The organism is Janthinobacterium leeuwenhoeki (assembly GCF_051380795.1).
In the GTDB taxonomy this organism is placed as follows: domain Bacteria; phylum Pseudomonadota; class Gammaproteobacteria; order Burkholderiales; family Burkholderiaceae_D; genus Janthinobacterium.
The window spans coordinates 1-25,565 of sequence record NZ_JBNYXT010000032.1 but is presented as its reverse complement, the minus strand read 5'-3'; the positions used below and the strand labels follow the sequence as shown (position 1 = coordinate 25,565).

At 57.9% G+C, this 25,565-nt stretch carries 27 protein-coding genes and 1 pseudogene; 7 read left to right on the top strand and 21 right to left on the bottom strand.

Annotated elements, in window-relative coordinates:
- Positions 1-50: 50 nt before the first annotated feature.
- The 9 genes from ACQ4WS_RS20505 to ACQ4WS_RS20465 all read right to left on the bottom strand — a co-directional run bounded on the left by ACQ4WS_RS20505 (position 51) and on the right by ACQ4WS_RS20465 (position 11,254).
- A complete protein-coding gene (locus tag ACQ4WS_RS20505) occupies positions 51-1,190 on the bottom strand; it encodes a toxin-antitoxin system YwqK family antitoxin (RefSeq protein ID WP_436478884.1) in 1,140 nt (379 codons plus the stop codon).
- 168 nt (positions 1,191-1,358) lie between these two features.
- On the bottom strand, positions 1,359-2,087 hold the full coding sequence (locus ACQ4WS_RS20500) for a TPR end-of-group domain-containing protein (protein ID WP_436478883.1): 729 nt from the start codon (positions 2,085-2,087) through the stop codon (positions 1,359-1,361).
- Between the two features lie 63 nt (positions 2,088-2,150).
- Entirely contained in the window at positions 2,151-5,144 is a 2,994-nt protein-coding gene (locus ACQ4WS_RS20495; RefSeq protein WP_436478882.1) for a tubulin-like doman-containing protein, read from the bottom strand.
- Between the two features lie 34 nt (positions 5,145-5,178).
- On the bottom strand, positions 5,179-6,105 hold the full coding sequence (locus ACQ4WS_RS20490) for a DUF4384 domain-containing protein (RefSeq protein WP_436478881.1): 927 nt from the start codon (positions 6,103-6,105) through the stop codon (positions 5,179-5,181).
- A 56-nt stretch (positions 6,106-6,161) separates the two neighbouring features.
- Positions 6,162-7,508, bottom strand: a complete 1,347-nt coding sequence (locus ACQ4WS_RS20485) for a caspase family protein (protein WP_436478880.1) — start codon at positions 7,506-7,508, stop codon at positions 6,162-6,164.
- Between the two features lie 91 nt (positions 7,509-7,599).
- The gene (locus tag ACQ4WS_RS20480; protein WP_436478879.1) at positions 7,600-8,346 is read right to left on the bottom strand and encodes a hypothetical protein; all 747 of its coding nucleotides are present in this window, start codon (positions 8,344-8,346) and stop codon (positions 7,600-7,602) included.
- A gap of 98 nt (positions 8,347-8,444) precedes the next feature.
- Positions 8,445-8,669, bottom strand: coding sequence for a hypothetical protein (locus tag ACQ4WS_RS20475; RefSeq protein ID WP_436478878.1), 225 nt, complete (start codon positions 8,667-8,669; stop codon positions 8,445-8,447).
- Between the two features lie 257 nt (positions 8,670-8,926).
- A complete protein-coding gene (gene msbA / locus ACQ4WS_RS20470) occupies positions 8,927-10,762 on the bottom strand; it encodes a lipid A export permease/ATP-binding protein MsbA (RefSeq protein WP_436478877.1) in 1,836 nt (611 codons plus the stop codon).
- Positions 10,763-10,870: 108 nt separating this feature from the next.
- Positions 10,871-11,254, bottom strand: coding sequence for a hypothetical protein (locus tag ACQ4WS_RS20465; protein WP_436478876.1), 384 nt, complete (start codon positions 11,252-11,254; stop codon positions 10,871-10,873).
- A gap of 258 nt (positions 11,255-11,512) precedes the next feature.
- On the opposite strand from ACQ4WS_RS20465, the gene ACQ4WS_RS20460 reads away from it, so the two are divergent.
- Positions 11,513-13,012 carry a metal-dependent hydrolase family protein gene (locus ACQ4WS_RS20460; RefSeq protein ID WP_436478875.1) on the top strand — a complete coding sequence of 500 codons (1,500 nt, stop codon included), beginning with the start codon at positions 11,513-11,515 and terminating at the stop codon, positions 13,010-13,012.
- Positions 13,013-13,058: 46 nt separating this feature from the next.
- Positions 13,059-14,036 (top strand): ribonuclease Z, encoded by a 978-nt coding sequence (locus ACQ4WS_RS20455; RefSeq protein WP_436478874.1) that lies wholly within the window; start codon positions 13,059-13,061, stop codon positions 14,034-14,036.
- On the opposite strand, the gene ACQ4WS_RS20450 is transcribed toward ACQ4WS_RS20455, so the two are convergent.
- Positions 14,023-14,679: a tetratricopeptide repeat protein gene (locus tag ACQ4WS_RS20450; RefSeq protein WP_436478873.1), complete on the bottom strand. Its 657-nt coding sequence runs from the start codon at positions 14,677-14,679 to the stop codon at positions 14,023-14,025. The genes ACQ4WS_RS20455 and ACQ4WS_RS20450 overlap by 14 nt on opposite strands.
- Positions 14,680-14,844: 165 nt before the next feature.
- On the opposite strand from ACQ4WS_RS20450, the gene ACQ4WS_RS20445 reads away from it, so the two are divergent.
- Together ACQ4WS_RS20445 and ACQ4WS_RS20440 are read left to right on the top strand one after the other, a co-directional pair.
- A complete protein-coding gene (locus tag ACQ4WS_RS20445) occupies positions 14,845-15,504 on the top strand; it encodes an XAC2610-related protein (protein ID WP_436478872.1) in 660 nt (219 codons plus the stop codon).
- Positions 15,505-15,537: 33 nt separating this feature from the next.
- Positions 15,538-16,008 carry a GNAT family N-acetyltransferase gene (locus ACQ4WS_RS20440; RefSeq protein WP_436478871.1) on the top strand — a complete coding sequence of 157 codons (471 nt, stop codon included), beginning with the start codon at positions 15,538-15,540 and terminating at the stop codon, positions 16,006-16,008.
- On the opposite strand, the gene ACQ4WS_RS20435 is transcribed toward ACQ4WS_RS20440, so the two are convergent.
- Positions 16,005-16,622: a TetR/AcrR family transcriptional regulator gene (locus ACQ4WS_RS20435; RefSeq protein ID WP_436478870.1), complete on the bottom strand. Its 618-nt coding sequence runs from the start codon at positions 16,620-16,622 to the stop codon at positions 16,005-16,007. The two genes, ACQ4WS_RS20440 and ACQ4WS_RS20435, sit on opposite strands and share 4 nt — an antisense overlap.
- Before the next feature lie 246 nt (positions 16,623-16,868).
- On the opposite strand from ACQ4WS_RS20435, the gene ACQ4WS_RS20430 reads away from it, so the two are divergent.
- Positions 16,869-18,014, top strand: coding sequence for an MFS transporter (locus tag ACQ4WS_RS20430; protein WP_436478911.1), 1,146 nt, complete (start codon positions 16,869-16,871; stop codon positions 18,012-18,014).
- Between the two features lie 10 nt (positions 18,015-18,024).
- Here the strand turns inward: ACQ4WS_RS20430 and ACQ4WS_RS20425 are convergent, their stop codons facing one another.
- From ACQ4WS_RS20425 to ACQ4WS_RS20410, 5 genes are all read right to left on the bottom strand, one after another.
- Positions 18,025-18,519 (bottom strand): prolyl-tRNA synthetase associated domain-containing protein, encoded by a 495-nt coding sequence (locus tag ACQ4WS_RS20425; protein ID WP_436478869.1) that lies wholly within the window; start codon positions 18,517-18,519, stop codon positions 18,025-18,027.
- 63 nt (positions 18,520-18,582) lie between these two features.
- Positions 18,583-18,783 carry a DUF3079 domain-containing protein gene (locus tag ACQ4WS_RS20420; RefSeq protein ID WP_436478868.1) on the bottom strand — a complete coding sequence of 67 codons (201 nt, stop codon included), beginning with the start codon at positions 18,781-18,783 and terminating at the stop codon, positions 18,583-18,585.
- Between the two features lie 35 nt (positions 18,784-18,818).
- Positions 18,819-19,043 carry a hypothetical protein gene (locus ACQ4WS_RS25455; protein WP_495542692.1) on the bottom strand — a complete coding sequence of 75 codons (225 nt, stop codon included), beginning with the start codon at positions 19,041-19,043 and terminating at the stop codon, positions 18,819-18,821.
- The gene (locus ACQ4WS_RS20415) at positions 19,040-19,222 is read right to left on the bottom strand and encodes an immunity protein RhsI2 family protein (RefSeq protein WP_436478867.1); all 183 of its coding nucleotides are present in this window, start codon (positions 19,220-19,222) and stop codon (positions 19,040-19,042) included. Before ACQ4WS_RS20415 ends, ACQ4WS_RS25455 begins: the two co-directional genes overlap by 4 nt.
- A gap of 7 nt (positions 19,223-19,229) precedes the next feature.
- Positions 19,230-19,637 (bottom strand): GNAT family N-acetyltransferase, encoded by a 408-nt coding sequence (locus ACQ4WS_RS20410; RefSeq protein WP_436478866.1) that lies wholly within the window; start codon positions 19,635-19,637, stop codon positions 19,230-19,232.
- Between the two features lie 195 nt (positions 19,638-19,832).
- Between ACQ4WS_RS20410 and ACQ4WS_RS20405 the strand changes: the two genes are divergently transcribed.
- Positions 19,833-20,246, top strand: a complete 414-nt coding sequence (locus tag ACQ4WS_RS20405; RefSeq protein WP_436478865.1) for a hypothetical protein — start codon at positions 19,833-19,835, stop codon at positions 20,244-20,246.
- A 176-nt stretch (positions 20,247-20,422) separates the two neighbouring features.
- On the opposite strand, the gene ACQ4WS_RS20400 is transcribed toward ACQ4WS_RS20405, so the two are convergent.
- Positions 20,423-20,815: a GFA family protein gene (locus ACQ4WS_RS20400; protein WP_436478864.1), complete on the bottom strand. Its 393-nt coding sequence runs from the start codon at positions 20,813-20,815 to the stop codon at positions 20,423-20,425.
- 207 nt (positions 20,816-21,022) lie between these two features.
- On the bottom strand, positions 21,023-21,256 hold the full coding sequence (locus ACQ4WS_RS20395) for a hypothetical protein (RefSeq protein WP_436478863.1): 234 nt from the start codon (positions 21,254-21,256) through the stop codon (positions 21,023-21,025).
- Positions 21,257-21,529: 273 nt separating this feature from the next.
- Between ACQ4WS_RS20395 and ACQ4WS_RS20390 the strand changes: the two genes are divergently transcribed.
- Positions 21,530-22,930, top strand: coding sequence for an aminotransferase-like domain-containing protein (locus tag ACQ4WS_RS20390; protein WP_436478862.1), 1,401 nt, complete (start codon positions 21,530-21,532; stop codon positions 22,928-22,930).
- Positions 22,931-23,139: 209 nt separating this feature from the next.
- Here ACQ4WS_RS20390 and ACQ4WS_RS20385 read toward each other — a convergent pair whose 3' ends face one another.
- The 3 genes and pseudogenes from ACQ4WS_RS20385 to ACQ4WS_RS20375 all read right to left on the bottom strand — a co-directional run bounded on the left by ACQ4WS_RS20385 (position 23,140) and on the right by ACQ4WS_RS20375 (position 24,925).
- Positions 23,140-23,589, bottom strand: a complete 450-nt coding sequence (locus ACQ4WS_RS20385; protein ID WP_436478861.1) for a VOC family protein — start codon at positions 23,587-23,589, stop codon at positions 23,140-23,142.
- A 142-nt stretch (positions 23,590-23,731) separates the two neighbouring features.
- Positions 23,732-23,917: pseudogene (locus ACQ4WS_RS20380) on the bottom strand (hypothetical protein); the annotation flags it as partial.
- A gap of 162 nt (positions 23,918-24,079) precedes the next feature.
- Positions 24,080-24,925: an ATP-dependent Clp protease proteolytic subunit gene (locus tag ACQ4WS_RS20375; protein ID WP_436478860.1), complete on the bottom strand. Its 846-nt coding sequence runs from the start codon at positions 24,923-24,925 to the stop codon at positions 24,080-24,082.
- Positions 24,926-25,565 lie beyond the last annotated feature (640 nt).

Sequence of the window (25,565 nt, the reverse complement as noted above, 5' to 3'; positions counted from 1 at the left end):
TGCTGGCGGGCCGGAATCCCTGCATGATACCTGCAAAGGTGGGTGGATTCCTAGCGCATGGGGACTGGCTCGTCGGCTTGCCACGCCTGTTCCAGCACCAGCTTGCCGGCCTTGTCCCACTGGCGCTCGATGCCGTGCTTCTTGCCGTGTTCGTACGGCACGATCTGGTGCAGGCTGCCATCGCTGTACCAAGTCTGCAGCAAGCCGTGGCGCTGGCCTTTGACAAACGGCGTCACGCTGGCGCGCACGCCGTTGGCATGCCAATCAGTCGTATCGCCGTGGTCGCGCCCCTGCGCGTCTTTCTGCCAAGCAAAGATGGGGCGGCCGTTCGGACCCCACGTTTGCAAGCTGAGCACAGCACCTTTCCGGTACAGCGACTTGCTCGACACGACGCCATTGCCATGGCTTTCAAACGACCAGCCGTCGGGCTGGTCGTGCACCCACACGGTCCTGGCCCGCACGCTGCCATCCCGGGCATACGTGACAAACTCGCCCTCGCGCTTGCCATCGACGAACTGGCCCCGTTGGAACAGCTTGCCATCGTCATAAAACGATTCCTGCACGCCATCCATCTTGCCATTGCGTCGATACGAGCGGTGGCTGACGGCACCGTTCGCGGCATACGACACTTGTTCACCATCGGCCATCTCGTCATCGTGATACAGCGTCTTGTGCGCCAGCTGGCCATTCTCGTGATACGTTTCCGAGATGCTGTCGCGCCCGTTCGGCAAGGCGGTTACCCGCTGCTGGACCTGGCCATTCTCGAAGTACACGCAGCCGCCGAGCAGCTCCTCGCCTTGGGCATTGAAGTAGGTTTCGCGCAGCAGCTGGCCATTCTCGTAATAATGCTTGCGAAAACGCACGAACCTGACCTGGCTCAAGTCCAGGTCGGTGGTGTAGGTTTCAAAGGCCAGCACGCCCGGCGTGTCGGGAAATTCGAGCCGCACATGCCAGGCGCCCAGCGCCTCGTCGCGCTCAGGCGGCGTGCGCAGCGCGTACGCGGCGCGACGTTGGTTGCTGGGCATAAAATTTATATCCAAATACATGGTGTGGTCTTCCTCCTGTAGCGTTGGTGCTGGGGTTGGCGTTGGCGTCTGCGCCGCCGGCTGTTCCTGTGCCGCCACGGGTAAGGCTGCGCCCATGCCCAGCGCGGCAGCGAGCAGCCAGCGCATCGTCTGTTGTGTGTGCATTGTGTTCCGTTGCAATGTTAGTGTGCGGCGCCATCATAATGGAATGCAACGTTTTCCCCTGTCACGACAGAAATGCATGAGCAGGGAGAGGCAAGAGCAGACTGGGGAGGTGGGATAACCGGATGCGCCAACAAGCACATCCGGCACGACGGAGGAAAGCGAGGAAGGTCAGGACTTTTGCGGCTGGTAACGGCTCAGCAGCGTCTGGAAACGTTTGTCATTGCGCAAGGTATCGAGATCGCGGTCCTGAGCCATCTGGTCGAAATACTGGAAACCATCCTTGAAGCTGGCTTCGAATTCGCTCAGTGCATCGTCCGTGCGGTTCTGCTTCAGGCGCAGGATAGCCACGTTGTATGACACGAGCACATTGTGCGGATCACGCAGGCGCGCTTCAGCGAGTTCCTTCTCGGCCTCGTCGAGCCTGCCCTGCGCCATCCTGGAAATGGCCGTTTTCAGCATTTCATTGGCGGCAGCCTTGCTGCTGGCCGTTTCCGCCCCGGCCGCATCGCCATTCGCCAATTTCTGGTCGCCTTCAATGCGCAGCGCCTTGGTCTCTTCATCGCTGGGCGCCAGCGCCGCATTCTTGCCAAGGTCGATGGCCACTTTCACCGTCTCGACCAATACCGGGGCTGCCTCGACCAAGTCCGCCGCAGCCTTCAAGGGCCGCTGTATATACCAGTAGCCGCCGGCGCCAAGCGCCAGCACCAGTACGCCGGCCACGGCCGCCACCGCAATTTTCTTGTTCGGGCCGCCGGGGCCAAGCTGGCCGCCAGCCTGCAATTCCATCGGCGTATCGCACTTCGGACACTTCACATCGTCGCCAGGGGAGCGCTCGAACACTTCGCCCGAGTTTGCGTTATCGCAATCGCCGAGGGTGGGACATTTATATTTCGCCATCGTAGTACCTTTTACTGTGAGAACAGGCGTGGCAGTCTTGCGCCACCGCGCCCGGATAAATGGTTAGTTCGCCTGAGGCATGCGGATCAGCGCACGTACGGGATCGCGCAGGGAGCGCAGGGCAAGGAATTCAGGATCCTGGTCATCTTCACCTGCAGCCATGAAACGCTGCGTCGCCAGATCCGTGTATTGCTTGAACAATGAGTTCTTTTGATCGATATGCTGGAATTCCACCTCGATCTTACGCGCCACTTCCTTCTCGATGGCTTTCTGCAGATCGATCGGATGCTCGGTTTCCATCACATCATGCAAGCTGGCGCCGGCCAGTACCTTGGAAGACGGCAAGCCATCTTCCATGGCGATAAAGACCCATTCCGGCAGGCCGGACTGGCGGTTCGGGCGCTGCTTGATCATCTGCAACAAATTGGCCACCAACAACGTTGGCTTGCGCATGCCGCGTGCCATGGTCTCGTTTGCCGTGCGGGCAAACAGGGGCGGCAGTTTCTTGCCATTGCCTTCGCCGTGCAACAGATACGATTCGTTATGATCCGTCAACAAGCCGTCATAGTGGCGTTTGAGGTAGGTCAACGATTCCGTGTAACGCAGCGGCATCAGTGCCGTCACCTTCATGATGACGATCTGATTCGGCATCTGGCCAATGCTGATGGTGGTGCTCGAAGCCGAATCGCGCTGCGACTTGAATTCGTTTTCCAGATCCGCACGGAAAGCCTTCTGATGCTCGCAGGCGGGCAGGAACACGCCCACGGTTTCATACACGCCCGGTGAGGCATTGCCCACCTTGCGGTCGACCTCGGTCTTGTTGAAGACCAGGGTACTGCCCGCCTCGTCGTACAGGCTTTGCACGAACTGCTTCAGGCCGCTCTTGTTGGCGTCGTACTGCTTCTGCAGCCGCTCGACTATATTGACATGCAACACAGGCGGCAAGTTCTTGGCGATCTCGCCATGCGCCAGTTCCACGATGCGCGCCGATTCCTGCGACAGCGTGCCGATGATGCTGCCCAGCGAAATGCTGCGGTTGAGCTTTTCAAACGACTCGACTTCGACCCCTGCCAGGTTGATCAGCGACTGGCGTACGCGCTGCGTGCGCGCCGCCTGGCTGACCTCGTCGCTGACCATGGCCTTGAGGATGGCCGTGATGGCGCCCATGTCAAAGATACGCTTCTGGTAGGCTGCATCGGCTTCGCCCAGGCGGGCCGCCTTTTCACGGTTGAACTGGTCGGTTGCGACGGCCAGGTTCTGATGCAGCTCATCGATCTTGCTGCGCAAGGTCAATAGTTGTTCCTTGACGAAAGGCATCAACGTACTGGCAAAGCGCAAGCCCTCCAGCGTGGTGCGCGCGACATACAAGTCCTGGTGCTGGGTAGCAATATCGGCAAACAGGCCGCCGCGCTTGTCCGTCAGGTGCTTGCCGAGGAAGCCCACCTTGTTGAATTGCGCCGACAATTCCGTATTGCGCTGCTGGATGCCCTGCAAGACTGCCGGCATCTTGGCGATGCGCTCGAGGACGATATCCTGTTTTTCATCGAGCGCCAGCACCAGGGCATCTGTGTAATGGCGCAACTGCAACAGCGAAGCCGTCCCTGACTTCCAGCGTCCGAACAGCTCTTTCTCGATATGGCGGCCGATATGGCGCGCCATGTCCAGGCGTGCATTGCCCTTGACTTCGTAGAATTTGCGTACGCCCCCCATGGTGCGGTAGGTATCGTCGAACACCTTGGCCAGGCGCGTGTTGAGCACGTCGATCCAGCTGGTCTCTTCGATCAGCTTGTCCGCCTTGATTTCCGGCGCCAGGCGGTTGACGATCTGTTTCCAGTATTCCTGCGGCGGCTTCCAGTTGCTGTTCTTGACGTCGTCGTCGAGGATGCCCGTCTCAAGCATCAGGTGGGCATCCGTCAGCAGCAGGCTTTGCAGCACCTCCGCCTTGCGCACTTCCGAGCCCCAGTCTTTTTCCAGCGCTTCGTCTGCATAGCCTTCGCCCTGGCGGAAATTGTTGAACATCAACTGACGGCTGGCCTGCTCGGCGAAGCCATACGCGAGAAATTCCTTGATTTCCTGTTCCGGCACGACCACGCGCTTGATACCGAACGAGAGGAACAGCTTGGCGCGTGCCTTGCCCACATCGTCTTCCGTCTCGAAATTGATGATGTCGTTTTCACCCTTCTCGGCCCGGTGCAAGCCTTCCCATGCCTTGTTCAGGGTCTTCTGGTAGATGAATTCGGCCACGATGGTGGGCAATTCCGATTCGACTTCGAACTGGATACCATGCTCGTTGATGTTGTTGATCAGGTAGCAGCCGTTGAAATACACGTCATGCGCCATCGGCGTACCATCGAGCAAGTTGATCGGATGGTATTTGCCGACGGCCATCGCATTGAGTTCGGCCAGGGCTGCATAGCCATTCGCGTAGTAGTTCGAGAAGCCGGCCACATCCTTGACGCGCTTGGAATTTTTCTCAGGCAGGAAAGCGTAGATCAGGATGCGGTATTTGTCATGCTCGGGCAACTGGTGGCGAATTTGCGCCACCGCATCGACCACCGAACCGCTGCCCGTGCCGCCGGCCAAGCCGCAGACGACGTGGATGGTGACGCCCGTCTTGCCCTGCGATTGCAAGTCGTGCACACGCTCTTCGATCGCCTTGACGAACTTCGGCGCGTTCTGCGCAAACACCATGCGGCCCAGCTTGCGCCGTTGCGCCGCACCGGCGATGCCCGGCTTGACAAAGTCGAAGATGGCGCGCGGCTCGATCCAGCCCTGCATGCCGGGGAAGGAACCGGGATCGTCAAGCACGGGACGAATATTGCTGGCCGTATTGATGGCCACTTGACCACGGTCAAGCTCGATATCCTTGCCCAGCACCTTCCATTCGTCGCGCTTGTCCAGCTCGTCGGTGGAAGTATCGATGTAGAGGAAATCGAAGCGCGCGTCGGACACGCTGGCGCCGTCGGCATCCTTGTTACGTTCGATGGTTTTCTTGATTTGGCGAATGATCTTGCCGCCCGTGCCGCCGAGGCCGACGATCAGATGATTATTTGACATAGCGTTCTATCGTTAAGGTGAGCAGGAATCGGATTTATTGATGCGACAGCTGCAATTTCAGGTACAGGCCGTCATCCTTGGACGTGAGGGTCTTGACGATGTAGGCTGCCACATGGCCCCCCGTGTCAGGCTGTGCGTCTTCGCTGAACACGATGGCTTTCGAGGCATAGCCCTGGCCTGTGGCAGGCGCGGCGGCGCATTCGCTGTCGGGCGTGAAGACCACGCTCTTGGCGCTGTAGCCGGCATCGGCCAGCTGCGGCTGCGCGGGATCGACGGTTTTCCACTCGGTGGCGCCGGTCACGACCGGGGTGCCGGTCGAAGCGACGGCCTGTGCCGGTGACGGGCAGGCGGGGCCGCCTGGATTGCTGACACCGCTATTGCTGGCGACCAGGTCCGGCTGCAGGCCGTTGATCTTTGCCGTGGCGGGCACGTCCAGCGGCTTGGGCGACATGTACACCAGCAACTGCTCGGTGCCTGGAGGACCTTCGAACTCGAAGGCGCCGCGCCCCGGCAGGAATACCGTGCCCATGGCATCGATGAAATTATCCTTGCCCGGCTGCGGATAGATCTGCGTGACCTTGCCATCCGGGGCCTGGTTCAGCACATACACATACGATGGGCGATTCACCTTGACCCCCAACTGGAACTTCTCGCCCGTATTAAATTTGCGGCTGGCCAGGACATCGCGCGTGGAACCGTCGCTATTCTTGATACGGATGAAGTAGCTCGTGCCGATCTGTGCATCGGCCTTGCTCTTCTTGGCCGTTGCCACCACGGTTTTCTTGGCGGCGACCTTCTTGGCTGCTGCCTTGACGGGTTCGACAGGTGCCGGCGTGCCCGTGTTGGCCGTCGAGACGCCGCCATCTTCGGCAAAAAACAGCGATTTGGCGCTGTAGCCCTCTTGTGCGGCAACGCCGTTCATCAACAGGGCGAGGGAGAGTGCAATGATTGTTTTTTGCATGATTCGCTTTCCAGAAGTCACGCGGGCAGCCGCCAGGCGCCTGCCCGCTGGTGGTTTTACAGATACAGGTTGTCTTGCTTGGCAGGGAAAGTGGTGTACTTGCGGGGCATTTGCTGTTCCGCGCCCTTGCTGACGCGATTCGCAGTCTCGGCCGTAAAGATCCGCGCACTCTCGAAGGCTGGCTCGATGTCACCCTGAGTGCGCTCGAGGTAGGCAAAGAACGTCTGCGTAAAGAAAGATCCCTTGAGGGTTTTCGATGGCGCCAACGGATTCGGGAATACGCCGATATGCTGCTCGGGACCCAGCGCTTTCTGTCCCGCGCTGGTCGCCGTAATCACCGTGTAGCCATTGCGGCTGCGGTCGATCTTCTGCGGCACGCCCTGGCGTCGCGCCTTGTCGTTGGCCGCCGCTTCGTCGGGGCTGAAGACGATGGCCTTGGCGGTATATTTCTCGCCCGTCCAGGCTGCCAGCGAGATGCCTTCACGCTCGGGCTGGCCGTTGTTGGCCTTCAGGATGAACGCCGTCGACTCGTCCTGAACGTCGTTCAGCATTTCGCCGCTGTAGCAAGTGTCGATGAAGACGCGCGTCTCGCGGCTGGGCTTTTGCGCCAGTTGCTGCACCAGGCTATCCGAGACGGCCGTTTCCTGCAGGTGCAGCAAATAATCGGTCTTACCACGTTTGAGGCCATCGGTACTGCCGGAATCGACCGCAATGATGGACATGCGGCGCTGGTCGATGCCATCGGCCGAGGGCACCGGTGGCGTGCCATGGCTGGACATATAGATGAACAGGCTGTCGTTGCCGCGCAGGCTGTTGCCCACGTCGGCGATCTTCGCCTCGATGTTCGCCTTTGTTGCTTGCGCCCCGAACAACGACGTCACCTGGTAGCCGGCGCGCTGCAGGTGGCCGGCCACGATGCGCGCATCATCCTCGCCCTGGATAGGCTTGAGTACTGCATCATCGCGAAATGTATTAATTCCCACCACCAGCGCGCGCTTTTGGGGCGCGCCCAGGATGGCCAGTTTTTGCGCGTTGCGCTGTTTGAAGAAATCGGCGCTGGCTTGCTGCGCATCCCGTTCCCAGTGCCGCTCCTTGATATTCTCCGGATAAATCGGCGAGGTCGTCTTCAATCCCACGATGGATTGGGCAATCACGAAAGCCCGCTCCACCTGCAGCTCATTCTGATAACTGCCAGCCAGACGCACGCGCCCCACCTGATCGCGCACCACCGTGGCGTCATGTAATCCGTGCTGCCTGAATTTCACGGCGATTTTCTGCAGCAATTCCGGCGGCACGTCGTAGGAATAATAAACCGGCTGATAACCTGGTAATTGATTGGCGGCACAACCACCAAGCAACAGCATGGCAATAACGGCACAACTACACCATAGCGATTTCATCATGGGATGCACTTATGAAAGGAAGAAAAAAATGCAGGCAAGCCGCCCGATAACAAGGGCAGCCTGCTGCGTTACCAGAAATGTCGAATGAGGCTTAAATAATGGTAACTGTCTTCGATTCCGTCACCACCGGCGTGCTGGCGGTTTTCATCTGGACTTCATAACGCAACTGCATGCCAGGCTTGAAATCTGAGGACAAGGGGAAGTTAATGCTATCGGTGTGCTGCGCCGGTTCGAACGTCTTGACTTCCGTGCTGCGGCCAGCCGTAAACGGCATTGGCTCTTCTTTGCCATTTTCGATAATGTAGATTTTCCGCGAGATTTCCACCGGCGTTTCGGCATCGTCCGGCGTCAGCACCGTGAATTTGGTATTCATGGGAATGCTGGCAGTGCCGCTTTGTATGGAGCTTGGCATATCGATACCCACGATGGCAGTCTTGATGCCTTCGCTCGGTTTGTATTTGGCAGCCTTCTTGGCTTGCGCCAGGGTTGCCGAGCGGGTGATGTTCGATGCCGGGATCCAGCTTGGATTCTTGGTATAGCAGGTATTGGTCGCTTCGTAATACGCCTTCACGAAGCCGATGCCGCCGCCAGCCAGTGCGCCCAACGCGGTTGCCTTGATGGCATCTTTTTTCTTCATTCCACCAAACAACGATGCCCCCAGGCCCGTCAAGGCACCCACGGCGGCGCCCTTGGCCGTCGCCGTCACCTGCTCCGACTGCACGCAAGAATTCAGATCGGCATAGGCAGATTCCTGCGCCGCCACGTGCGACGTAACAAACGTCAGCGCGCACAACACGGCAGTGCTCATTTTTGACGGAGAGAAAATCGGATTCATCATTGTAGTGTTCGTTTCAAATAAAAAAACAGGTTGAAGGCAGCATAAGACATGCAAGACTCCCAATACCATCCCGCATGAATACTCGCTTGGCAAGGAATTCAATGGCAATGGCGATAGAAATCATCCCGGCAATGCAAAACAAATAGCCATGCGCCCGACCAGCCAAACCTGGCAAAACATGTCACATTTCCAGCACGCGCCAGCCCAATATGCGAAACTATTTCCGCACGGAATTTATTGTAACTGAATTTAAAAACAATGAAAAACAAAATTAAGATCCAGCCAATAATAATTGCAGATATTACAATCTCAATTTGCATCATTATATTGATGCGAAAATTAAATCAAAATCGAACTGTTACTTTTTGATAGATTTCAACAGTTTATTTCGTGTATATACAACCCAGCATAGCCGGGCATAATTTTAAAATAAATACTTAATATTTTTCTGAATTCAGTTTGCATATTCCCCTGATAATATGCGGCTCCTGGCCCTATTTTTTCGATCCAGAAACAAAAGGGCGCCACATGGGCGCCCTTTTGTTTCTGGTTTCCGCCGCACCGCGTGCGGCGCGGCATCTCAATCCACGCTTTCCTTGACCGGCGACAACTGGCTCGCATGCAGGCGTGTATACGCACCGCCCTGCTGCAGCAAGGCGGCATGACTGCCCGACTCCACCAGACGGCCACCTTGCATGACGACGATGCGGTCGGCGCTTTCGATGGTGGATAAACGGTGGGCGATGACGATGGTGGTGCGCTTGCGCATCAACACTTCCAGCGCCGCCTGCACCTGTCGCTCCGACTCCGTGTCCAGCGCGCTGGTGGCTTCGTCCAGCAGCAAGATGGGCGCATCCTTGTACAGGGCGCGCGCAATGGCCAGGCGCTGGCGTTGTCCGCCCGACAGGCGCGAACCGTTCTGCCCCGCCTGGGTGGCATAACCTTGCGGCAACTGCATGATGAAGTCGTGCGCGTAGGCGGCGCGCGCCGACGCTTCGATGCGGTCCTGGTCCGGGGCCGGGTCGCCATACGCGATATTCGCCGCCATCGTGTCGTTGAACAAAATCACATCCTGGCTGACGAGGGCGAACTGGCGCCGCAGGGCCAGCAGGGCGTAATCGCGCACGTCCACGCCGTCGAGCAAAATCTGGCCGCCGCTGACGTCATAGAAGCGCGGCAGCAAGCCCAGCAAGGTTGTCTTGCCGCCGCCGGAACCGCCCACCAGGGCTACCGTTTCGCCGGCGCGGATGTCGAGCGTGATATCGCTCAAGGCCGTGGGCGCATCGGGATCGTCGCTGTTGTAGCGGAAGTGGACGTTTTGCAAGGACAAATTGCCCTGCACGGCCGCCGGGGCCACTGTGCCCGGGTCCGGTTCCAGCGGCGTGTCGATCAAACCAAAAACGGACTCGGCCGCAGCCAAGCCACGCTGCAGCGGCTCATTGATCTTCGTCAAATTCTTGATCGGCGACTGCATCGCCATCAACGCACCCATGAAGGCAACGAAGGCGCCTGGCGTGATGGCCCCGCTTTGCGCGCGCAGCATGGCGAAATAGATCACGGAGGACAGGGTGATGCCGACGAGCATCATGATGAAACCGGAATTCATGGCCGAGGTGGCGGCATGCTTGACGGCCAGCTGGCGGTTGCGCTTGACCACGTCAACGAAGCGCGCCTGTTCATAGTCTTGCCCGCCGAAGATTTTCACCACGCGCTGGCCGGCTATGCTTTCGTCCAGCACGGACGTCAGCTCGCCCACCGCTTGCTGCGAACTCTTGCTCAGGTGGCGCATGCGCCTTCCCGCCAGGGTCACGACGATGGCCACGATGGGCATGGACGCCATGCAGAACAGGGCCAGTTTCACGTCTATACTGAACAGCAAGATCAGGTAGCCGACGGTGGCGACGGAATCGCGCACCATCACATTGAGCACGTTCAAGCCCGCCTGCGACACCTGGCTGGCGTCGAAGGCCACGCGCGACTGCGTCAGGCTGGTAGTGGTGGTATCGAAAAAGCGGCTGGGCAGGCGCATGATGGTGACGAACATCTTTTCGCGCAAATCGGCCTGCACCCGGCTCGATAGCCATACGGAACCGTAATCGCCGGCAAAGCTCGACACCATGCGCAGCACGGCCAGGCCCAGGATGGTGGCGGGAATCACCCACAAGTCCACCTGCCCCGCCTGTGCCGGCAAGAAACGGTCGACCCAGCCCTGCAGCATGCCCATCACGCCGGACGCGGGCGCCACCTGTGCGCTGGCCGTCGTGCGCATGGCGTCGACCACGTTTTGCAACTGGCGGATTAACAACACATCGGTGGCGGACGCCACGCCCACGGCCAGCAAGGTGGCGGCAACGATGGCGCCATAGCGGCGAAACTGGCCGACCAGGCGGAAAAACAGGAGGCGACTTTGCTGCATGCAGGTGAGAAAATTGAGGGTAAAACGTGATTCTAACCGTTGCAAGACGTACTTATGTGAAAGTCGCACCTTGCCGGTGCAGAACCGGCAAGGGAAATGCACGCACTATCAGCTCTTCGCCACTTTCCACGCGGCCGTGCCAACCTTGCAGACCTTCAGCTTGAGGGTCTGTTCCTGGCCCTTGGCGCTCAAGCCTACCTGCACCTTGCGGCAGGTTTGCGCATCCGTCTTTTGCGTGTCGCTGGCCGTGATCTCGGCGGCGATGCGCACGGAATTGCGCAAGCCTTCATTGCTCCATTGCACGGTTTCGCCATCCTTCTTGTCATTGAGCACGTCGCTGACGGCTTTCACGAAGACGGGCTTGTCGTTCTTGTTCAGGTAAGCCATCGGCGTATCGGCCAGGAAACCCAGGCCGACGGCGGAAGCGGAAGCGCTGAAGACGACGCTGCCGAAGATCAGGGCGGACAGCAGTGTGGCGGGACGAATACGCATGGAAAACTCCTATAAAGTAAAAATCGGAACCGCTGGGGCGGTCCTTAGCCGGGATCCGCCGACGACAGCGCCGTGGAAAAATCCAGCAGCCTGTCCGTCTTGGTGACGCCATCATAGCCTACGCCGACCATTTTTTTCTGTAAAGCAAGTGCACGCTTGACTTGCCGACGCTGCGGGCTTTCAATGGCATTAGTTTCCTATTATTAACTTTGCCTGCAGCCACTCTCCTGGCGCGGCAGCGATGAAAGGATGGCGGCGATGGCACTGGCACAAGAGCAGCAGCTGATGGATACGTGGCAAACGGGCGGCTTGAAACCGCGCGCCTGCGATTGCGGCGGCACCGTCTTTACCATCCTGCACCAGCGGGTGATGGCGGACATGCAGCGCCGGCAATTTCTCGGCGGCACGGCGGCCATGCTGGCGCCCTTCATCGGCCTCGGCCTGTCCACCGGCAACGCCATCGCCCAGCAGCCCAAGACATCCGAACGCCCCCTGCTGCTGACCAATCTGCGCCTGTTCGACGGCACAGGCAAGGCGCCCCGTTCCGGCATCCACGTGCTGGTGACGGGCCCGACGATTACCGCCCTGTTGCCGGCCGGCGAAAAGGTGGAAGGCGCGCAAGTGATCGATTGCCAGGGCAAGCTGGTCATGCCGGGCCTGATCGACGCCCACTGGCACACCATGCTGGCCGCCATCAACCAGGTGACGGCCATGACGTCCGACGTCGGCTATCTGTACCTGGTGGCGGCGCAGGAAGCGCAGCGCACCTTGTTGCGGGGATTTACCTCCGTGCGCGATCCTGGCGGCCCCGCGTTTGCATTACAACGCGCCATCGACGAAGGCATCGTCGATGGCCCGCGCATCTTTCCGTCGGGCGCCATGATTTCGCAAACCTCGGGCCATGGCGACTTCCGAATGCGCTCGGAGATTCCCCGCGCGGCCAACGCGCCGCTGGGCATGGCGGAAACGGCGGGCATGGCCATGATCGCCGATGGCGAGGCGGAGGTATTGCGCCGGGTGCGCGAGCAGCTGATGCTGGGCGCGACGCAAATCAAGATGATGGCGGGTGGCGGCGTTGCGTCGATGTACGATCCGCTCGACAGCACGCAGTATTCGGAACGCGAACTGCGCGCCGGCGTGGAAGCGGCCGCCGACTGGGGCACGTATGTGATGACCCACGTCTACACGCCGAAAGGCATACAGCGGGCCATCCGCGCAGGCGTGCGCAGCATCGAGCATGGCCAGCTGGCGGACGACGATGCCGTGCGCATGATGCGCGACACGGGCACGTGGTGGAGCTTGCAGCCTTTCCTGAAAGACGCGGATGCGAATGTCTACCCCGATGCGGCGCGCAAGGCCAGCCAGGCCATAGTCTCGGAAGGCACGGTGAAGGCGTATGCGCTGGCGCAAAAGTACGGCATCAGGACGGGCTGGGGCACGGATATCCTGTTCAGCCCGAAAAACACGCCCACCCAGGGCCGCCAATTGGCCAAGCTCACGCGCTTTTACGATCCCTTGACCCTGCTGGCGCAGGCGACGGGGCAGAATGGCGAACTGCTGGCCCTGTCCGGCCAGCGCTCGCCCTACCCGGGCACCTTGGGCCGTCTGGCCGTGGGCGCGCTGGCCGACTTGCTGGTGGCCGAGGGAGACCCCACGAAGAATCTCGATTTCCTGGCCCGGCCTGAAGAAAACCTGCTGCTGATCATGAAGAACGGCCGCATCTACAAGGACAAATTGAGCGCGCCATTGGCAGGCTGAAGGCGGGCGCGTTGGCAACGGCGGTGGCTTGCCGCATAATGCGCCCATGTTCAAACTGACTTTTCTCGGCACCTCGTCCGGCGTGCCCACACGCCACCGCAACGTTACGTCGCTGGCCCTGCAAACCACGCACAACCGCGACTGGTGGATGATCGATTGCGGCGAGGCCACGCAGCACCGGCTGCAGCGCCTGCCCTTGTCCGTGCACGACCTGGTGGGCATCTGCATCACCCACGTGCATGGCGACCACAGCTATGGGCTGCCGGGGCTGCTGGCCAGCGCCTCGATGACGGGGCGCAAGAAGCCCTTGCTGCTGATCGCCCCGGCCGCCATCAAGGCCTGGATCGACGCCACTCTGCTGCACACGGAACTGTTTCTGACGTATCCGCTGATCCACATCGACGTGGACAGCGCGCCAGTCGTGCATGAAGCAGCGGGCTTGACCATTTCGCGCCATGCGCTGTCGCACCGCGCACCGAGCGTCGGTTATCGTTTCGCACTGGAAACAAGCAGATGGAAGCTGGACAAGGCGGCCCTGCAGGCGGCCGGCGCGCCGCCCGGCCCCGCCTGGGGACTCTTGCAAGCTGGCCAGGATGCGCTCCTGGACGATGGCACGGTATTAGCCGCCGCCGCTTTCCGCCAGACGGACACGCAGCGCGCCACGGTGGTGATCGGCGGCGACAACGACACGCCAGCGTTGCTGACGGACGCCTGTGCCGGTGCGCAACTGCTCGTGCATGAAGCTACCTACACGGAAGCGATGCTGCAGAAAGTGGGCCCCGGCCCCACGCACAGTTCCGTGCAGCGCGTGGCGCAGTTTGCCGAAGCGGTCCGCTTGCCGAACCTGATCCTCACCCACTTCAGCGCCCGCTATCACAATGCGGACGGCATGGCCGAGCTGGAAGGGGAAGCCCGGCTGCATTACTCCGGTGAACTATTCCTGGCGCGCGATTTCGACAGCTATGAACTCGATGCGGCGGGCGTGCTCAGCAAGCAGCCGGCAAAGAAATCTAGTGGGGATTGACGCCATACTGCGCCGCATACTCGGCCGCCAGCGCGCGTGCCGCCTGCTGCTCTGACGGCGTGAGGATTTCCAGCAACTGGTCGCGGTTCTTGACCGATTGCGCGCTGCCCGCCTCGGCCGGCATGGCGATCCACGCATACGCCTGCACGTAATCGAGCTCCACGCCCTGCCCTTGCGCGTACAGCAAGCCGTATTCATTCTGTGCCGACAGGGAGCCGGCTTCGGCCGCCTGCCTGTACCAGAACGCCGCTTCGGCATAGTCTTGCGGTACATCAATACCCTTGCGGTACGCCTGCGCCAGGTTGAATTGCGACTGGCCATCGCCCGCCTCAGCCGCCTGGCGTCCATACGCGAGCGATAGCGCCATATCTTGTGCGACGCCATCGCCACTCGCATACATCAGGGCCAGGTTGGCCAGCGACGGCGGAAAGCCCGCCTGCGCCGCCGCCGTGAACAGTTCCACCGCTTTCGGCAAGTCTTGCGTCACGCCATGCCCCTGGTAATACAGGCTGGCCAATAAATGCTGGCCAGCCGGATCGCTAGTGCGCGCGGCCGCATCGAATTGCTTGAACGCCTCGGCGTGATGACCGTCGTTATAAGCGAGGATGCCCGCTTCATTCAAAGATTCGGGAGAGGATGTCATCAGAATTCCTTATTCGGGGATTTTTGGGCATTGTACACAGCACTGTTCCGCGCAGAATGCACAGTAGGAAACGGTGTGGCGCATTGCCCAAATCATGCGTTATGATCGTTCTGCGCACGATTCAATCTGGGCGTTGCAAAAATATGCCTGCCCAAGAATATCCTCATGAAACTGATTGCTTTGCTTTTATCCCTGCTTTTCACCTCAGCTTATGGCGGCACCTTGCACCTGGACAAAGCGGCGACAGGAAAAGTGCGGCAAGCCGCCGATATCCGTTATGCGCATCACGATGAAAAACAGACCTACCAGCTGAAAATCGGCAAGCAGTGGAGCCATGGCAGTTGCAGCAGCAGCGGCACGGGCATTTTGCACGCGCTGCTGCTGGACATGAATTTCGACGGCCATGCCGATCTGTGGGTCACCGGCTACACGGATAGCCAGGGGCGCATCCGCTGTTCCGATGTGTGGTTGTGGGATGCGCCGGCGAAGCAATACCGTTTCAATAAACCCTTGTCAGCCATTCCGAATCTGGATATCCGCATCGCCGATCAAGGAATCGCAGGCGGCATCACCAATTGCGGCTGCGCGGCGCAATGCTTTTATGAAGACAGCTATGCCTGGCGGGCTGACAAATTAATCGCCACCGCCCGGCGCGAACAGGATTGCGAGCGCTATCGGGAATACCGCTTGAATGACAAAAAGGATTTGATTATCGTCAAGGATGAAATCATCGATAGCGGCAAACCTCACCAGCAGGCCATCGACAATGTAAATACCTATGACTGGCAACGCCATGCGCACATCATGCGCAAACCTTGGGAGTAAATCCTTCACTACCATCCAACAATTAACGCACACATGACGACACATCCCGCTCCCATCACCTTCCATGCCGCCAATGCGGACGACACCCCAGCCTTCATCACATTGCGCGGCAAGACGCGGCAAAACGCCGTTTCCAGGGAACGCCTGGCGGAAGTGGGCATCACGGCCCAGTCCTGGGCGGACATGATGCGCTCGGGCAGCCTGCCTGGGCAGGTCTGCCATCACGACGGCCAATTGGTCGGCTACTGCTTTGGCGAGCGCGACACGGGCGAAATCATCGTCCTGGCCCTGCTGCCGGAATTCGAAGGTTTAGGCATCGGCAAGACCTTGTTGGAATTGGTGATGACGGAACTGCGCGCGCAAGGCCATCAGCGGCTATTTCTCGGCTGCTCCAGCGATCCCGCCTCGCGCTCCTACGGCTTTTACCGCTACCTGGGCTGGACCGCAACGGGTGAAGTGGACAAGTATGGCGACGATGTGCTGGAGTTTCGCTTTACGGCCTAGGCTGTCAAACGGTTGGCATCCCACACGCGCATCAACTGGCTGATCGCCACATCAAACACGGCGTAACCGACGCCATCGCGGGCCTGGATCGCCACGCCCGATAAAAAGCTGTCGAAGACGGCTGCCAGCGCGCTCGCGTCCGTAGCCGCTGGCAATTCGCCGCTGGCCATGCCCCGCTCAACGCAATGTACGAAGCCGGCGCGGGTGCGCGCGCGTGAAGCCGTCAGCGGGGCTGCCACGGCCGCATGCTCGGCCGTCGGCGCGCTCATGCAGCCGAGCGCCACCATGCAGCCGGGCGGATGCCCCGGCTCGGACTGCATGCTGGCCGACTGGCGCAAGGCCAGCTCGATGGCCGCGCGCGGCGCCAGGCCATCGTCCCACAGGCACTCCGTCACGCGCGCATACGTGTCCAGATAGCATTGCACCGCTTCGCGGAACAGCGCTTCCTTCGAGCCGAACGCCGCATAAAAACTGGGCGCGGAAATGCCGCCGCCCAGGCTCGCCTTGAGCTGGCTCAAGGACGTCGATTCATACCCCTGCTGCCAGAATAAAAACATCGCCTGCTCGACCGCTGCCTGCCGGTCGAACGTGCGCGGCCGTCCCATTTGCGCCATTTATCGCTCCCTCTCATCAACTCACTGCCACTTACATACTACTCGATACAGAAGTCGTTGACAACACGGCACACCATCACCTATATTTATACCGATCGATACATATGTACCGCCACGACAGTCAGGGGCACTCCTGCGCCTGACCTCTTTACAAGGATGTTTGCCGTGAATCACGCCACACTCACTACCGGAGCCAGCCCCGCGCTGGCCGACCGCCTCCCCGTTGCCGGCCTGCTGGCTCTGGCCATGACGGGCTTTATCTGCATCGTCACGGAAACCTTGCCCGCTGGCTTGCTGCCGCAGATCAGCGCCGGACTCGGCATCAGCGCCGCGCTGGCCGGGCAAATGGTCACGGCGTATGCGCTCGGCTCCCTGTTGGCGGCCATTCCGCTCACCATTGCCACGCGCGGCTGGCGCCGCCGCAACGTGCTGCTGCTGACTATTCTCGGCTTTCTCGTGTTCAATACCGTCACCGCGCTGTCGACCCACTACTGGCTGACCCTGGCAGCCCGCTTCTTTGCCGGCATGGCGGCCGGGCTGGCGTGGAGCTTGCTGGCAGGCTATGCGCGGCGCATGGTGGCGCCGCACCAGCAAGGCCGCGCCTTGGCGCTGGCCATGGTGGGCGCACCCGTCGCCCTGTCCCTGGGCGTGCCGCTGGGCACCCTGCTCGGTTCGCTGGTCGGCTGGCGCGCCGCGTTCTGGATCATTTCCGCCCTGACATTGATCCTCATCGCCTGGGTGCTGGCCAAGGTGCCGGACTACCCAGGGCAGTCCGTCCATGAGCGCTTGCCCCTGCGCCGCGTCTTCACGACGCCGGGCGTGCGCCCCGTGCTGGCCGTCGTCATCGCCTGGATGCTGGCGCACAACATTCTCTACACCTACATCGCCCCGTTCGTGGCGCCGGCCGGATTGACAAAGCGAATCGACCTGGTGCTGCTCGTCTTCGGCGCCGCCGCCATGGCCGGCATCTGGATCACGGGCAAGCTGGTCGAGCGCCACTTGCGCGGTACCGTACTGGCCAGCCTGGCCGTGTTCGCCGCGACGGCCTTCGTGCTGGGCATCGCATCGCACATTCCAACTGTCATCTACGTGGGCATGGCTGTCTGGGGCTTGTCCTTTGGCGGCGCGGCAACGCTGTTGCAAACGGCGCTGGCCGACACGGCCGGCAGCGGTGCCGATGTGGCCTTGTCGATGAATGTGGTGGCATGGAATGGGGCGATTGCGGCCGCAGGCGTGGTGGGCGGCGCCCTGCTGGAAACCTGGGGTGCGGGCGCCTTCCCGTGGGCGATGCTGGGCTTGCTGCTGCTGGCTTTTCTCATCGCCGTGTCAGCCCGCGCACATGGTTTCCGGCCGGGACGGCGCAGCGGCGGCGCGCCCGTGGCCGGGCATTGAAACGACGCTGTTAGCTCGCCGCCGGCACATTCAGAATGCGGGGCACGTGTCCCGTATGCGCGAGGAAATCGACCAGGGTGGCATGCGGCAGCGCCACCGTGGCCGTATTGCGCAGCGGATGGGCTTGCACAGAAGCAGCTTCCCACACGGCCTGGTCCAGCACCAGTTCCACCGCCTGCGCGCTGTCGTGGATCAGCGCAAACAGGCTGACGGAGCCGGGCGTGATGCCCAGATGCCGCAGCAGGCGTTCGGGCGAGGCCATGCTCAGCTTACTGGCCGGCAACAACCGCCCCAGCGCCGCCAGGTCGACGCGCTTGTCGAAGGGCACGATGACGAGGAAATGCCGCCGTCCCTTCTCGTCGCGCACGAACAGGTTTTTCACCATCAGGCCGGGCATGGGCGGCACGTGCATCAGTGCTTCATCGATGGTGTACACGGCCGGGTGTTCGGCCAGGGTGTAATCGCCGGCGCTGCTTGCCAGCCAGCGGGACAGGGTTTCTTGCATGGTATTCCTCCGCTCGGACACGATGAGGCGATTGTAACGGTGTGCCGCGCGGTGCGCTTGCCTTCAAGACTTGTTCTCGTCCTTGTCGGCCTTGTCGGCCGCCGCCAGTCCCCAGTCATTCCAGCCTTCGCCAAACAGCTCGATCGGATGCTGCGTGCGCTCGGAACCATTGCCGCAGCGCATGGCATCCGGTGGACAATACTTGTCGCAGCCCCAGCAGATGCGTTCGGGATTCTTGGGGTTCAATGGAAAAGGCTTGGCCATGGGGGCAATGGAGTCGGTTAAGGTCTCCACCGACTCTAGACCTGGCACGGGGAGCGGTCAAACGGATTTCGGTCGAGAACTTGTCCGAGATCAAGCTTGTGCAGATAGCGGGGCATCGGCATGGTGCTATGCCCTACTCTTGATCGCTCCTGACAGTCCACTGTCGAGCCATCCGCCAGGCGCAAGGTAAAGCTGTTGACTTGATCGCCACGGCGGCTGTCCTGCCCCGCGAAATACGTTCGTTCGATGCTGCCCGTCACGGTTTGCGTCTGGAGGCGCTTGGCCTCGATGCTTTTCCACCATGCTTCGGAAGCGACAGGCCGTGGCTGCCTTTCAGGCCCATGTGGGGTCTGGAGCTGTCGAGGGTGAGGGATTGGGTTTTGGCAATGCGAGCGGGGTCTTTTGCCAGGGCTTCGGCAAGGGTGTAGATGCGTTTCATAAGGCGCTCAATATTTGCGCCGGATGACGTAGGCATTGCTGGCAGGCTCAAAACCGAGCGTCGGATAATAGGACATGGCGTCCGGGGCGGAGAGCAGTATCAAGGACACATCGTCGCCGATGATTGCCTGCGTGCGCTTGACAAGTTCCTTGCCAATACCCAGGCCCTGATACTGCTTGTTGACGGCCAGATCCGACAGATAGCAGCAATACGCATAGTCCGTCAGCGACCGGGCCAATCCCACCAGCTCATTATCCACCCAAGCCGACAGCAAGAGGCAAGGCGCGGCGAACATGCGCGCGATTCTCGGGAGATTGTCGGTGGGGCGTTTGATTCCGGATTGATTGAAGACACGGACAACGTCCAGCGGATCAAGGGGAAAATCGTGGCGATATTCTACGGTGGTGTTTTTCATGGGTTTAAAGGTGGGAAGTAAAGCGTTGACGAGGCAGTTCCACCCGTCAGACGCGCGCAAGCGTCTGACGGGCGAATCAATCCTGTCAGCAAACGAACAAGTTGTCGGTAGCTTATGTGACAATGCACAAACTGGAAATGTAGAATCTTCCATATTTCCACCTGATATCGAACAGACTTGGCAAGGATTGTAAATATGTTGGCACCGTTACGTTTGAATAGACGCAGGTACACCTCCTTTGTCGCCGCCGTTTTTCTTGCTGCTGGCGTCTCATCGGCGCTCGCTGCCACTCTTGACGAGGATCGGACGCGCGGTGACATACATGGCTTGTTTGAGATCAGGGATGCTGCAGTAAAGTTCATGGCAACAGAGAATTCCAAAAACGGAACAAGGTGGCAGGTATTGGAGCCGAACCGGAAGATTCTGGTTGTGAAATGCGCGGTAGCTTTGCGCGTGAAATGGGTTCCGAAGAAGCATGGCCTGTCCGGACCGAATGTTGCGGTGAGTTGCGCCAAGACTGCAAAGCCTACGATACAGCATCAATGGGAAGTGTTTGTGCCGGTCGCCAAGGGATCACAACGCGCCGCAGCTATTCCAGTAAATTCCTGAGTGACACCGCTTATTTAGAGCCATGAAAGAACTGGGTTTCGAGGTATTTGACGACATGGTTGCGACCTTCGCAAGGGTGTGGCGGGAGGGTCCATCCTTACAAAAAAAGGAACATCAAAATTCTGCAAAATATCAGGAGTGCGATAAAAAAGCCAGTCAAATGACTGGCTTTTTTATTATGTTGGACTTTCTTGAAACTGTTTTGCATTATCACAAATCTCATACCATGCAGGCTTGGAGGCAACATGCACATGAAATTGTATTCTTAGCTCAGGGTCATCATCCAGGCAGTTAACTGATATTGGAAATGAATCATTCTCTGAACCGATTTCCCCCAAAGAAGTGCCACAGTTTTTGCAAAAAGTTCTTGCATATTTAAAGGGAAGCTCTGGCTCATATCGCTGAATAAATTCTCGCCCCTCCAGCAAGGTAAATGAATTTTTATCAACGAAGGCCAAGGCACTCGCTCCGGCCTTCCGACAACGAGAACAGTGACACATGCCCATCATGCCTGGGGATGATGCCAATTCAAACTTTACTGAGCCACAGCAGCAACTGCCTTTGATCATGAGGTGTCCTTGTTGAACGTTGATACTGTATTTTTACACAGTACTTCTAGATAGACAAGGTACACATGGACGAATATTTCAGAGCCCGAAACAGACGGCACCGTACGGGCGCGAGGCTCAGTTACGCCATTCAGCGACGGACTGATGCGGATGCGGCATCCAAACGCTTGCAAACGCTTCCAATGCCCGAAACAAGGTTTCTGGCCATCATGGGAGGGTCATGTCCAGACCGGCCATCCTGACAAAGACGAATGTGACGAGCCCCACGCACAGGAGCAATAGCACGAAGACTGCGGCCACTTTACCACCGGCGCGCAGCACCGCGCGCGTTCCCCTCTCCTTCTTCCCTTGATCGTAATGCCACTTGATGGCGAAGAACATGCCAATGCTGAGCACGAGCGCCTTGAACGTAACGAGAACTATAGGAGTCCAATCCATCATTTTGAGTATTTCCAGTCTATTACTTGACACTATCTATCGTGAGGAGCACTACCTCAGAACGCTGCTTCAGCAGCTTCTGTTCAAACCATCCTCCTGGCATCCTGTTTGACTCTTTCATTATATCTACCTATGAAATTACAGTGGCATCGGGCGCAGTGATTTGCCGAATGCAGATGAGCGAGGAGAAAACGCCAGCGACTGCCATGCAAGGATGGTGTTGCTGCACGTTCTGATGCATACTACTTGAAAACAATCTCCATACATTGAGACAAAATGCCCCAGTTGAAAACCATGCAAGATGAACATTTGACTATCTGGTTGCCGCGCTTGAGCGTGAACAAAGGGCCACGTTTTTTGCAGATTGCGGATGCCTTGCAGGCGGCGGTGGCAGACGGATCTTTGACAGCGGGTGACCGTCTGCCGACGCAGCGCCAGTTGGCAGCACAGCTGGAGCTCGACCTGACGACGATCACGCGCGCATACGACGAAGCCAGACGCCGCAACTTGCTGGAAGGCCGCGGCGCCCGAGGCACTTACGTCGCAGCGCCGAAAGTCGAATTGACCGCTATCCTCGACCTGAGCATGAATACCCCGCCGCCGCCGGATGGCGTGGACTTCGACGACATGTTGAAGCAAGGTTTGTCTCAAGTATTGATGCGTGCAGACAATGAATTGCTGATGACCTACCACTTGGGCGGGGGAAGCGACTCCGACCGTAAGGCTGGGGCCAAATGGCTGGCACCGATGTTTGGACAGCTGGATTCTCGACAGGTTGTTGTCTGTCCGGGTGCGCAAGCGGCGATCGCCGCATTGATCCTTGCGCTGACGGAGCCTGGCGACGTTATTCTGGCAGAGCCCACGAGTTATCCCGGCTTGCGTGCCGCAGCGACGCAATTCGGCCGGCACATCATTGCGGTGGAAGCGGACAAGCACGGGATGCTGCCTGAGATGCTTGAGGAAGCGTGCCGCCAGCACAAGCCTGGGCTGGTCTACCTCAATCCGACATTGCAGAACCCGACCGCCATCACCATTCCGGAACGCCGGCGCAAGGAGCTTGCCAGCATCGCCAGGCGCTGCAATGTACGCATCGTCGAGGACGATCCCTACTGGCTCCTTGCCGATGCCCCGCCGCCACCTGTTGCCACGTACGCCCCGGAACAGGTGTATTACATCTCGACCCTGTCGAAATGCCTGACGCCCGGCTTGCGTGTCGCCTTCGTACTGATACGCGACCCGATTGAGCGCGAACGTTTCCTCGTCGCCCTAAGATCATTTGCGCTCATGGCCGCTCCCCTGACGGCCGCACTGGCCACTCAGTGGATACTCGACGGTTCGGCTGACCGATTGATGCAAGGCGTGCGCAACGAGGCGCGCCTGCGCCATCGGATGGCGCGGGATATTCTGGCGGGGCGCTACAGCGGCAGTGGTGACGGCCTGCATGTATGGCTCGAGTTGCCGGCGTATTGGAACTCCTCACAGCTTGCGCGTGCAGCCGGCGGCGAGGGTATCGCAGTCACGCCGGCGGATGCCTTCGCAACTGGCAGCGGATCCGTGAATGCAATTCGGATCTCTTTGGGATGCATCAAGGACCGTGGACGCTTGCAGGCCGGTCTTCAACGGCTGTCGCATCTGCTCGCGCGGCGGCCCGAGTCGTTCAGCGCTGCTGTGGTTTGACTGTCCAGGAAACACTGTGCTTCATCCGGGAGTTCTCTGAATGCGGCCGCACATCGGTTTGCTGCCTCAGTGACTATTTATCGTGAGATCACGCGCGACAGTGTCGTGCAACGACGGGCACCCGCGAATGCAGCACTTCCACAAGCCTGCCGACGAAAAGCACATGGTGATGACAGGCTCAATAGCGTCGAACTGCCTCCACTTTAAAGTCACCATTTGTTTTGGTACAGGTCCCAGCGATTTCCGTAGAGATCCTCAAATACCACGACCGTTCCGTACTCTTCCTGTCGCGGTTCCTCACAAAAGTGAACGCCCGCAGTCTTCATGGCACCATAATCTCGCCAAAAATCGTCTGTGTGAAGGAAAAGAAAAACCCGTCCGCCACACTGATTGCCAATAAATACCTCCTGCCTGTCGTTTGAGGCACGAGCCAACAAAAGATTACAGTCGCCTTCTGGGTTCGGCGTTACAACCACCCAGCGTTTCCCTGCTTGTGGCGTATCTTCGACCACCGTAAATCCGAGTTTTTCTGTGTAGTACTCGATCGCCCGATCGTAATCGTCAACGACGATGGCCACATACCCCATGCATCTTTTCTGCGTTCTCAAAATCCACTCCTTCATTTTGGGATGAACCTCCCACTCACTCGAATTTACCATAACACCTGCTACAGGCAGCGCCTCAACGCCTCTGCGCGAGGGTCAGGTCCGCCATTCAGACACGGGCTGATGCGTTGGGTGCTGTGAAAGCTGGCTCAGTCGAAAAGCTGATTGGAATCACGAACGCGCGCCCTCACTCGTCCGAGAACGGCACGTCGGTGACACTGGCAATGATGGTGCCGATTTGTATATCGTTATCCTTCTCGTCCGTGATCATCACAGGCACAAGCGCGCGGGCCTCTGGCACTTGCTGGACCGCCAGCACGCGCGGAAGGTAGAGCATCCAGCCTACGCCAGGCCGATCCTGGAATACCTGCTTCTCAAAATACTGATAGCGTGCGTCATTGATGATGCTAAGCTCGGCTAATTCGTAGTATGCACCAAAATGGCCTGACACCATAGCCAAGCAAGCTATTCCACATTAACTTGCCTCACTCTGTAATTTGTACACGCATAAAAACTCCCCTTGTATAGCAAATTATTTCTCGCCTTAAAATTTGAGAAATCTTTTTATTTTTTCTGTAGTTTCTTTTTGACCACAGAGCGCAGAAATGTCCGAAATACTACCAAAGAAAATTTGATTTGAATCAAATCCAAATTTTTTAGATATGTTTTTCGCTTCTTCCATATTGCCTGGCGACCAAATGGATTCCATGCCAGATATACCAATTTTCTTCATATCACTATATCTCAATATCCAAATAGAGATATTTCGGCATTCCTCTCCAGAATTTCCAGTAGCCGATTTTACATCTATCGATTTTGTATATTCATCAAATGCAGAATAATAATCCAGAGATATTCCTATTTTTTTATAAAAATTACTTTCTGTAAGAAGTATTTTCTTTATTTTTAAATCAACTGACAGATCTCCTGACTCTTTAATAAGGTAGTCCGTCTTGTCTGCATCAACTGAAATGATGTTTTTCCCGAAATAATGGAATTTTTTGCCATGTATGCCAATGAGGGATCCGGGAAGTACGACTTTCGAAATTGCTCCCGCAAAGATATAATTCGCGCAAGCAGAAAAACATCGCCCAGCGACAATCACGCGGATTTTTTTATTTCTAAGGTAGTCCGCAATTTCGATAGCATTTATAAGATCTCCGCCACCGGAATTAACATAAATATTTCTTACATTGACGTCATTGTCAATGAATTTTCTTATGGCTTTATTGGACTCTTGATTAATATTCCCAACAAAAATAATGGCTGATCGCTCTGGCATGCCAAGAACTATGCTGCCTCCATTTTCTAAAGGTGGGAATAATGAAGAGAGTGGCTGGGGACCATTCTCCACAGAGAATGCTAAACGGGTTCCAAAAAATAAGGCCATTATAAGAATAATATATCTCATATTTTATAATTAACTGATATTTATTTTATTAAGGATAGAAGTATAAAATTCCTATCCGTCGATTTACATTAATTAGTTACTTGGCAATTGCGGAATGCCACTTTTCGATGGGCATGTATAATTCCATGCATTGGTCGCCTTCGCGACTGTTACGCCTCCGCCAACAGTCGATGAGGTTGCGTTAGCTGAAACAGTGATATTTCCGCTTACAGTGCTTGGGGTATAGATTACCGTAATAGAGCAATCTGGCAACATATTCCGAACTCTTTCGATGTCGTAAGTGAAAGCTTTGACATCAGCATAGCTCGCTCCGAAAACAAATACTTGTTAGATTGTTTCCTTCTCAGAGTTTCCATCTTTAGTAAAAAAATCTACAACATCTTCCCATAAGGAACCACCGGATACCATTACCAATTCAAAGATATGAAAATGATATTAATGAAAAGGCTAATATCGCCGAAATAATGGTTATTAGTAGAGTTGATATTGGCTGAGATAGTCTGGCGGTTTCAAAGAGCAAGCGCAACACTGGGTTAATTAACAGTGGTTGTTGGTGCTTGTAGCAACGTGATGTGCTGAGTATAAACGACGAGTGGCGATTCATAATTGAGGCGGGCAC